The organism is Acidovorax sp. HMWF018, from assembly GCF_003061035.1.
In the GTDB taxonomy this organism is placed as follows: Bacteria; Pseudomonadota; Gammaproteobacteria; order Burkholderiales; family Burkholderiaceae_C; genus Acidovorax; species Acidovorax delafieldii.
In genome coordinates, this window is the sequence record NZ_QAIM01000141.1 from 1 (window position 1) to 4,963 (window position 4,963).

The 4,963-nt window shown below is 65.8% G+C and carries 5 protein-coding genes; 4 read left to right on the top strand and 1 reads right to left on the bottom strand.

Annotated elements, in window-relative coordinates; translation table 11 throughout:
• Positions 1-337: 337 nt before the first annotated feature.
• The 4 genes from dusB to DBR23_RS05435 all read left to right on the top strand — a co-directional run bounded on the left by dusB (position 338) and on the right by DBR23_RS05435 (position 3,862).
• Positions 338-1,384, top strand: a complete 1,047-nt coding sequence (dusB, locus tag DBR23_RS05420) for a tRNA dihydrouridine synthase DusB (protein WP_108497555.1) — start codon at positions 338-340, stop codon at positions 1,382-1,384.
• The gene (locus DBR23_RS05425; RefSeq protein ID WP_015015597.1) at positions 1,381-1,614 is read left to right on the top strand and encodes a Fis family transcriptional regulator; all 234 of its coding nucleotides are present in this window, start codon (positions 1,381-1,383) and stop codon (positions 1,612-1,614) included. Before dusB ends, DBR23_RS05425 begins: the two co-directional genes overlap by 4 nt.
• A 95-nt stretch (positions 1,615-1,709) precedes the next feature.
• Positions 1,710-3,311, top strand: a complete 1,602-nt coding sequence (purH, locus tag DBR23_RS05430) for a bifunctional phosphoribosylaminoimidazolecarboxamide formyltransferase/IMP cyclohydrolase (RefSeq protein ID WP_108497556.1) — start codon at positions 1,710-1,712, stop codon at positions 3,309-3,311.
• Between the two features lie 41 nt (positions 3,312-3,352).
• On the top strand, positions 3,353-3,862 hold the full coding sequence (locus DBR23_RS05435) for a c-type cytochrome (protein WP_108497557.1): 510 nt from the start codon (positions 3,353-3,355) through the stop codon (positions 3,860-3,862).
• Between the two features lie 37 nt (positions 3,863-3,899).
• On the opposite strand, the gene pobA is transcribed toward DBR23_RS05435, so the two are convergent.
• On the bottom strand, positions 3,900-4,963 hold a 1,064-nt coding region (gene pobA, locus DBR23_RS05440), incomplete at its 5' end, for a 4-hydroxybenzoate 3-monooxygenase (protein ID WP_233250291.1).

Genomic DNA, 4,963 nt, shown 5'->3' on the forward strand with positions numbered 1-4,963 from the left:
CCGCCAGTGGCTGCTGGCGCTCATGGCGCGCCACCGGTTCGACAACCTGCCGGATGCCTGGTGGCATTTCGCGCAGCGGGGTGTGCCGCCCGCACAGGCTGCAGACACCGATCTCGCCGCACGGTGAACCTGCACTCAGCGCGTTGAGACGCTGCGGTGCTTGCGCCACAGGGACCGAGTGGGGGGCGAGGGAGGCGTCCAGTGGGCTGACTCAATAGAGCCCGACCGGCAGATAGATACGGTGTGTGCTCCATTTCAGTTGCTGAAATTTTGAGCAGGTACAATCCCGCCTCCTTTTTCAGCATCTGTTGCTGCCTCCCCCTCCCTATCCCCGCCCATGCAAATTGGCCACATTCCTTTGGCGAACCGGTTGTTCGTCGCCCCGATGGCGGGCGTCACCGACCGGCCGTTCCGCCAGCTGTGCAAGGCGCTGGGTGCGGGCTATGCGGTGAGCGAGATGGTGACCTCGCGCAAGGATTTGTGGAACAGCCTCAAAACCTCGCGCCGGGCCAACCATGAAGGGGAGCCGGGGCCCATTGCCGTGCAGATCGCCGGCACCGATGCACCGATGATGGCCGAGGCTGCGGCCTACAACGTGGAACGCGGCGCGCAGATCATCGACATCAACATGGGCTGCCCGGCCAAGAAGGTCTGCAACAAATGGGCGGGCTCCGCCCTGATGCAGAACGAGGCGCTGGCGGTGGAGATCGCCGCTGCGGTGGTCGAGGCCTGCGCTCCCTTCAACGTGCCTGTCACGCTGAAGATGCGCACCGGCTGGTGCCAGGAGCACAAGAACGCCGTGGCATTGGCGCGGCAGTTTGAAAGCGTGGGCATCCAGATGCTCACCGTGCACGGCCGCACGCGCGAGCAGGGCTACAAGGGCCATGCGGAGTACGACACCATCGCGGCCGTCAAGGCGGCGGTGAAGGTGCCTGTGGTGGCCAACGGCGACATCACCTCGCCCGAGAAGGCGCGCGACGTGCTCGCCGCCACCGGTGCCGACGCGATCATGATCGGCCGCGCCGCACAGGGCCGGCCATGGATCTTCCGCGAGATCGGCCACTTCCTGGCCACGGGCGAACACCTGGCGCCACCGCTGGTGGCCGAGGTGCGGCGCCTGCTGCTGGACCACCTGCAAGACCACTACAGCCTGTATGGCGAGCTGACCGGCGTGCGCAGTGCGCGCAAGCACATTGCCTGGTACCTGCGCGCGCTGCCGGGCGGCGAGGCCTTGCGGGCACATATCAATACGATCGAAGACTGCACCACACAGTGGCAGGCCGTGGCCGACTACCTGGGCGCCCTGGGCCAACAGATGGACCGGCTGCCTGTCGCCACTGACGTGGATGCCGACACAGAAGAACAAGAGGGATTGGTTGCATGAGCAAGAAACACATCGAAGAATGCGTGCGCGAAAGCCTGCAGGGCTACTTTCGCGACCTGGGCGGCGAGACGCCCGATGGCATGTACGACATGCTGGTGCGTGTGGTCGAAAGGCCGCTGCTGGAAGTCGTGATGCAGCAGGCCGACAACAACCAGTCGCGCGCCGCCGAATGGCTGGGCCTGAACCGCAACACCCTGCGCAAGAAGCTGGTCGAGCACAAGCTGCTCTGATGGATTGCGTCTAGTTGCTATTTATTTTGTAGCTATCAGCGCATGATGCACTAGCGCTATAGCCTGTTTTCATTCAAAACCTCCGCACCACCACCATGAACGCACTTCTCTCCGTCTCTGACAAGACCGGCATCGTCGAATTCGCGCAAGCGCTGCACGCGCTGGGCATCAAGCTGCTGTCCACCGGCGGCACGGCCAAGCTGCTGGCCGACAAGGGCCTGCCCGTGACCGAGGTGGCCGAAGTCACCCAGTTCCCCGAAATGCTGGACGGCCGCGTGAAGACGCTGCACCCCAAGGTGCACGGCGGCCTGCTGGCCCGCCGCGAGCTGCCGGAACACATGGCGGCATTGAAGGAACACGGCATCGACACCATCGACCTGCTGGTGGTGAACCTGTACCCCTTTGAAGCCACCGTGGCCAAGGCCGGGTGCACGCTGGCCGACGCCATCGAGAACATCGACATCGGCGGCCCCGCCATGGTGCGCAGCGCCGCCAAGAACTGGAAGGACGTGGGCGTGATCACCTCGGCCGACCAGTACGACGCCGTGCTGGCCGAGCTGAAGGCCGGTGGCAAGTTGAGCGACAAGCTGCGCTTTGCGCTGTCGGTGGCCGCGTTCAACCGCATCGCGCAGTACGACGGCGCCATCAGCGACTACCTCTCCTCCGTCACGTTTGAAGAAGAAAAACTGTCGGAAACCTATGTGCCCACGCGCACCCAGTTCCCCGGCCAGAGCAACGGCATCTTCACCAAGGTGCAGGACCTGCGCTACGGCGAAAACAGCCACCAGCAGGCCGCGCTGTACCGCGACCTGCACCCCGCGCCCGGCTCCCTGGTCACCGGCGTGCAGCTGCAGGGCAAGGAGCTTTCGTACAACAACATCGCCGACGCCGATGCCGCCTGGGAATGCGTAAAGAGCTTTGAAGCGGCCGCCTGCGTGATCGTCAAGCATGCCAACCCCTGCGGCGTGGCCGTGGGCCTGGACGCGCTGAGCGCCTACAGCAAGGCCTTCCAGACCGACCCCACCAGCGCCTTCGGCGGCATCATCGCCTTCAACCGCGTGGTGGACGGCCAGGCGGCAGCCCAGGTGAGCAAACAGTTTGTCGAGGTGTTGATGGCCCCTGACTTCACCGCCGAGGCGCTGGAGATCTTCAAGGCCAAAGCCAATGTGCGTCTGCTCAAGATCGCGCTGCCCGCACACGGGGGCAAGACCGACTGGGAACGTGGCCGCAACGCCATGGATGCCAAGCGCATTGGCTCGGGCCTGCTGCTGCAGACCGCTGACAACCACGAGCTGTCGCTCATCGACCTCAAGGTCGTGACGAAGAAGCAGCCCACGCTGGAAGAAATGGAAGACCTGCTGTTCGCCTGGAAGGTCGCCAAGTACGTCAAGAGCAACGCCATCGTCTTCTGCAAGGGCGGCATGACCATGGGCGTGGGTGCGGGCCAGATGAGCCGCCTGGACTCGGCCCGCATCGCCAGCATCAAGGCAGGCCACGCAGGCCTGACCTTGCAAGGGACGGTTGTAGCGAGCGACGCCTTCTTCCCCTTCCGCGACGGCCTGGACGTGGTGGTTGATGCGGGCGCTACTTGCGTGATCCAGCCCGGTGGTTCGATGCGCGACAACGAAGTGATCGACGCCGCCAACGAGCGTGGCGTGGCCATGGTCTTCAGCGGTGTGCGCCACTTCCGCCACTGAGATGATGGGTATCGCGACGGGGCTCGCGGCGGTGCGCGCGCATGCACCGCGACGATGAGACCCCGCCACCCCGGCCCCGCTGGCTGGGGTGGGCCCTGATGGTGTTCATGGCACTGGTGGTGCTGGGCATGCTCAACCTGGGCTGGCGCATGCTGCAGCCGGGGCCGGGCGCTGCGAGTGCCGCTCAGGGCGCGTCGGGTGCAGGCGGGTTAGAAGGCAGCGCTGCCTCACCGCCCTCCGCACCGGCCGGACTTCGTATGGTGGAGGCATCCGATTGCCTGCGCTGCCATGGCATGGAGCGCTACTACGTAGGCCCGTCGTTCCAGCAGGTAGCAGCGCGGTACCGTGACCGCGCCGACGCAGTCGATTACCTGGCCGGCAAGATCCGCAACGGCAGTGTGGGCGAGTGGGGCCGCACCTTGATGCCGCGCCACCTGCAAGTCACGGAAGCCCAGGCGCGCGAGATGGCGCAGTGGCTGGTGTCGCTGCCGGTGCCGTCCGCCGCGGCACAGGGCGCGTCGGCCGCAGAGCCCGCATCCGCCGCCCGCTGAATGGCGATGGCGGCCGGGTCTGGAGGCCTGCTGGGGCTCAGGCCCCAAAGTTCATCGGCAGGCCCACATAGTTTTCCGCCAGCGACACCGAGGCCGCACGGGAGTGCACCAGGTAGTCCAGCTCCGCTTCCTGGATCTTCTGGCCGAACTCGCCGGTTTCCGGAAAGCGGTGCATCAGCGAAGTGAACCACCAGGAGAAGCGCTCGGCACGCCACACACGGCGCAGGCAGCGGTCGGAGTAGGTGTCGATGCCAACGGCTGACTTTTCTTTGTAGAACTCGGTCAGCGCGGTCCACAGATAACCCACGTCGCTGGCGGCCAGGTTCAGGCCCTTGGCGCCCGTGGGTGGCACGATGTGGGCAGCATCACCGGCCAGGAACATGCGGCCAAAGCGCATGGGCTCGGCCACAAAGCTGCGCAGCGGGGCGATGCTCATCTCCAGAGCGGGGCCGGTCATCAGATTGGCGCGGGCCTCGGGGTCCAGGCGGTTGCCCAGCTCGGTCCAGAACTGGTCGATGGTCCAGTTCTCGACCTTGTCAGTCGTAGGCACCTGCACGTAGTAGCGACTGCGCGTGGCGCTGCGCATGCTGCACAGCGCAAACCCGCGTTCGGTGTTGGCATAGATGAGTTCGTGCGACACCGGTGGCACATCGGCCAGCACACCCAGCCAGCCAAAGGGGTACACGCGCTCATAGGTCTTGAGCAGGTCGGCCGGTGCGCTGGCGCGGCACACGCCGTGGTAGCCGTCGCAGCCCGCGATGAAGTCACACGCCAGCTCGTGGGTCTGGCCATCCTTTTCGTACGTCACGCGTGGGTGCTGGCCGTCAAAGTCGTGCACTTGCACGTTCTGTGCGTCGTACACGGTGGTGAGGCCGGCCGCTGCGCGCGCATCCATCAGGTCGCGCGTGACTTCGGTCTGGCCGTACACCGTCACGCGGCTGCCGCCGGTCAGCTCGTGCAGATCGATGCGGTGGCGCTGGCCCTTGAACAGCAGCTCGATGCCGTCGTGGGGCAGGCCCTCGGCATGGGCACGGGCGCTCACGCCCGCCTGGTCCAGCAGGTCCATGCAGACCTTCTCCAGCACCCCGGCGCGGATGCGGC